At 58.5% G+C, this 3,587-nt stretch carries 4 protein-coding genes and 1 pseudogene; 2 read left to right on the plus strand and 3 right to left on the minus strand.

Annotated features, from left to right (window positions below):
• Window positions 1-1,320, plus strand: a 1,320-nt coding sequence (gene bglX / locus Q7O77_RS15700; protein WP_304169489.1) for a beta-glucosidase BglX, incomplete at its 5' end; no start/stop codon positions are given.
• A gap of 130 nt (window positions 1,321-1,450) precedes the next feature.
• Here the strand turns inward: bglX and Q7O77_RS15705 are convergent.
• From Q7O77_RS15705 to Q7O77_RS15715, 3 genes are all read right to left on the minus strand, one after another.
• Window positions 1,451-1,558: a hypothetical protein gene (locus Q7O77_RS15705; protein ID WP_244200961.1), complete on the minus strand. Its 108-nt coding sequence runs from the start codon at window positions 1,556-1,558 to the stop codon at window positions 1,451-1,453.
• A 120-nt stretch (window positions 1,559-1,678) separates the two neighbouring features.
• On the minus strand, window positions 1,679-2,305 hold the full coding sequence (locus tag Q7O77_RS15710; protein ID WP_304169495.1) for a LysE family translocator: 627 nt from the start codon (window positions 2,303-2,305) through the stop codon (window positions 1,679-1,681).
• Window positions 2,306-2,357: 52 nt separating this feature from the next.
• Entirely contained in the window at window positions 2,358-3,188 is an 831-nt protein-coding gene (locus Q7O77_RS15715) for an AraC family transcriptional regulator (protein WP_304169498.1), read from the minus strand.
• Window positions 3,189-3,333: 145 nt separating this feature from the next.
• Here Q7O77_RS15715 and dinG point away from each other — a divergent pair.
• Window positions 3,334-3,587 (plus strand): annotated as a pseudogene (gene dinG / locus Q7O77_RS15720) (ATP-dependent DNA helicase DinG); the annotation flags it as partial.

Below are 3,587 nucleotides of genomic sequence, written 5' to 3' on the forward strand. Positions count from 1 at the left end.
TATCTGCCCGAGCTGGTGAAGACGGGCGCGGTCAGCCAGCGCGATATTGATGATGCCTGCCGTCAGGTCTTAAACGTCAAATACGACATGGGCTTGTTCCAGGATCCGTACCGTCATCTGGGCGCGGCGGAGTCTGACCCGCCGGACACCAACGCGGAAAGCCGCCTGCATCGGTTGGAAGCGCGTGACGTTGCGCGCAAAAGTCTGGTGCTGCTGAAAAATCGGCTCAATACCTTACCGCTGGCCAAAAGCGGCACCATTGCCGTTATCGGACCGCTGGCGGATAGCAAACGCGACATCATGGGCAGTTGGTCGGCCGCAGGCGTTGCCGCACAGTCGGTCACGGTATATCAGGGGATGCGCAACGTCGTCGGCGACAAGGCGCGTTTGCTGTACGCCAAAGGCGCGAATGTGACCGACCATGCGGGGATCGTCCAGTATCTCAATCAGTATGAAGCGGCGGTGAAAATGGACCCGCGTTCTCCGCAGGTCATGCTGGATGAAGCGGTCAAAACCGCACAGCAGGCCGACGTCGTCGTCGCCGTCGTCGGGGAAGCGCAGGGGATGGCGCACGAGGCGTCGAGCCGTTCCAATATCACGCTGCCGGACAGCCAGAAAACGCTGATCGCCGCGTTGAAAAAGACCGGTAAACCGCTGGTGCTGGTACTGATGAACGGGCGGCCACTGTCGCTGGTGCGCGAGGATCAGCAGGCGGATGCCCTGTTGGAAACCTGGTTCAGCGGCACCGAAGGCGGTAACGCCATCGCCGATGTCCTGTTTGGCGACTACAACCCGTCCGGTAAGCTGCCGATGTCGTTCCCGCGCTCGGTAGGGCAGATCCCGATTTACTATAACCACCTGCCGACGGGTCGCCCTTACACCCCGGAGAATCCCGGCAAGTACACGTCGCACTATTACGACGAGGCCAACGGGCCGCTTTTTCCCTTCGGCTATGGGTTGAGCTACACCACGTTTGACGTTTCCGACGTGCGTCTGTCTCGTCCAGTCATGCCGCGCAACGGCACGTTAACCGCGTCCGTCAGCGTGAAAAATACCGGCAAGCGGGCGGGGGAAACCGTCGTGCAGCTGTATCTGCATGATGTCGTGGCCTCGATAAGCCGTCCGGTGAAAGAGCTGCGGGGATATCGCAAGGTGATGTTGCAGCCGGGTGAAACGCAAACCGTCAGCTTTACGGTGACGCCGCAGGATCTGATGTTCTACAACATGCAGCTGCGGCAGGTTGTCGAGCCGGGTGAATTCGATGTGATGATTGGTCTGGATTCACAGCGGGTGAAAAGCCAGCGTTTCAGGTTGCTGTAACCCTACATACGGTGGTCGGGAATGGCGGCCGTAAAAACCGTTGCCCTGAATGCCTGTCTGGATTCAGGGCAACGTCGTTATGAAGGAAAGGGCACCGCAAAGCGTCTTACGGTTGGCCGCTCCGTGACCGTCAGGCACCGGACGTGAGGACGATATAACCGACCAGCATGACCCCGCCAATTCCCCCGAGCGCGCACAGTCCAAACACACCGATGGCGCATAGCTTGCGTAACTTCATCCGTTTATCCTTTTATGTATCCTCTGCGATTATAGATTTTCAGCCCGGGGATACAAGCTGACGGCTTATGTGGTCATCCTTCGTCGCTGAGACAGTGGCGAGCGTGTTGAGCGGGTATCGTCACCGGAGCAGCAGATATCCGCCCAATCCAAACAGGACGATACCCGCGCCGCGTTCCAGCCAGCCTATCGACCCCGCCAGACGGCGTTGCAGCGCGGGGCGGGCAATCAATATGGCGATAGACAGATCCCAGACCAACACCACCAGCACCATCCATGTTCCGCTGACCGCCTGTTGCAGCCAGGTCGCCTGCGCGCCGAGCAACGTCGTCATCAGGCTGAGGTAAAACAGCATGTTTTTCGGGTTCAGCAGGGCGGAGCCAAGCCCCAGCGCCAGTTGGCGCAGCAGTCCGGGGCACCGCGACGACGTGTTGCCGCGTGGCAAATCAACGTTGCCTTTGGAACGCATCAGATGATAGCCAATCCATAGCAAATAAAGTGCGCCCGCCACTTCGACGATTCGAAACAGTCCGTGTGATTGCTGCAAGCCGGCCCAGCCCAGCGCCGCCAGAACAATATATAGGGCATTGCCTAGCGCAATGCCGACACAAATACCCACGCTGCCGCGCAGTCGAAAGCGTATGGCGTAAGCCGTGATCAGGAAGAAGTCCGGGCCGGGGCTCAACAATGCCACGAAGTGCGCCAGCGCCAGAGCGGGAAAATGCTCGGGAAACAAAGTGTTAATCATAGTGCGGACAGCGTTGAATCAAACCGGCGGCCAGTCTAGAACGCGGTTGGAACTATTTATTGTGAAAAATTGATCGCGCCTGACGGTACTGGCCCGGGGTGGCGGCAGTGAAGTTGACAAAGGTACGGTGGAAGTGACTTTGGTCGCTGAAACCGCAGGTATAGCCGGTGTCTGCCAGCGTCACGCCCTGACGAATCAGGGTTTTGGCATGTTCGACGCGGACGTTGTTGAGATACGCCATGGGCGTCATACCGGTGTCTTGCCGAAATCGGCGCAACACGGTTTCCGGGCGCAGCGCCAGCTCTTGCGCCAATAACGTCAGCGAGGGCGCATCCTGAAGGTTTGCCCGCAATCGCCGCTGCACATGACGGGTGGCGTCGGAACACGCGGATATGTCTGTAGCTGATGCCACGCGGGGACGACACAGGGCGGCGAACAGGCGTTGCAGATCGCGCTCAATCCCGGCCAACTGAGTGGCGTGAAGACGGCGAATTATCTGCATAACCTGTTGAAATAGCACCTCAGACGAGTAAGTGACAATGTCACTATTGAGTTGATCGCTATCAAAACCGGCGAGGGTAAGCTGACGTGCGCACCACGATGCATCGAGGTACAGCATATGATAACTGCGGGTTTTCCCCGGCAGTGGATGACAGCTATGCGGTCGTTCCGGCGGGATCACGATCACATCCCCCGCGTTGAGCAAATAGGTGTTTTCGCCTGTATGGCACTCCGTGCTGCCGTCCTCCAGACAGCCGATGGACAGCTGCGCATGGCTATGCATTTTATACGGCTGACGGCTCTGCCAGGTGGAACGGCACTCCAGAAACGGCAAGCGGGGTGAAAACCAATAGCGCTGTTGTAGGGTTCGAATCGGGGGCATGGGCGGTCAGCAAGAAAAAGGAACGGGTTCATCAACCTAATCCGTTTCTGTTTTTTTGTCGAGCCGCGTCGCGGTATTACAGGCTGACGCAGGGGGGAGGTCTGTGGGACAATACGGGCCGAATGAAATCAGATGTTGAGTAGGCATGACCCTTTCCCCCGCAATCAAACAGCAGATAGGCCAGTGGTATAAGGCCTTGCAGGAACAGATCCCCGACTTCGTTTCACGACCGCCCCAGCGGCAGATGATCGCCGAGGTCGCGCGCACGCTGGCGGGCGATTATCCGCGTCATTTGGCGATAGAAGCGCCGACGGGCGTCGGCAAAACGCTGTCGTATCTGATCCCCGGTATTGCGGTGGGAAGAGCGGAAACCAAGACGCTGGTCGTCAGCACCGCCAA

Source organism: Lonsdalea britannica, from assembly GCF_946477055.1.
Classification (GTDB): domain Bacteria; phylum Pseudomonadota; class Gammaproteobacteria; order Enterobacterales; family Enterobacteriaceae; genus Lonsdalea; species Lonsdalea britannica_A.

Coding starts and splice junctions, on each gene's coding strand:
- Q7O77_RS15705 (WP_244200961.1), bottom strand. CDS start 1,558: ATGAAGTTACGCAAGCTATGCGCCATCGGTGTGTTTGGACTGTGCGCG.
- Q7O77_RS15715 (WP_304169498.1), bottom strand. CDS start 3,188: ATGCCCCCGATTCGAACCCTACAACAGCGCTATTGGTTTTCACCCCGC.
- Q7O77_RS15710 (WP_304169495.1), bottom strand. CDS start 2,305: ATGATTAACACTTTGTTTCCCGAGCATTTTCCCGCTCTGGCGCTGGCG.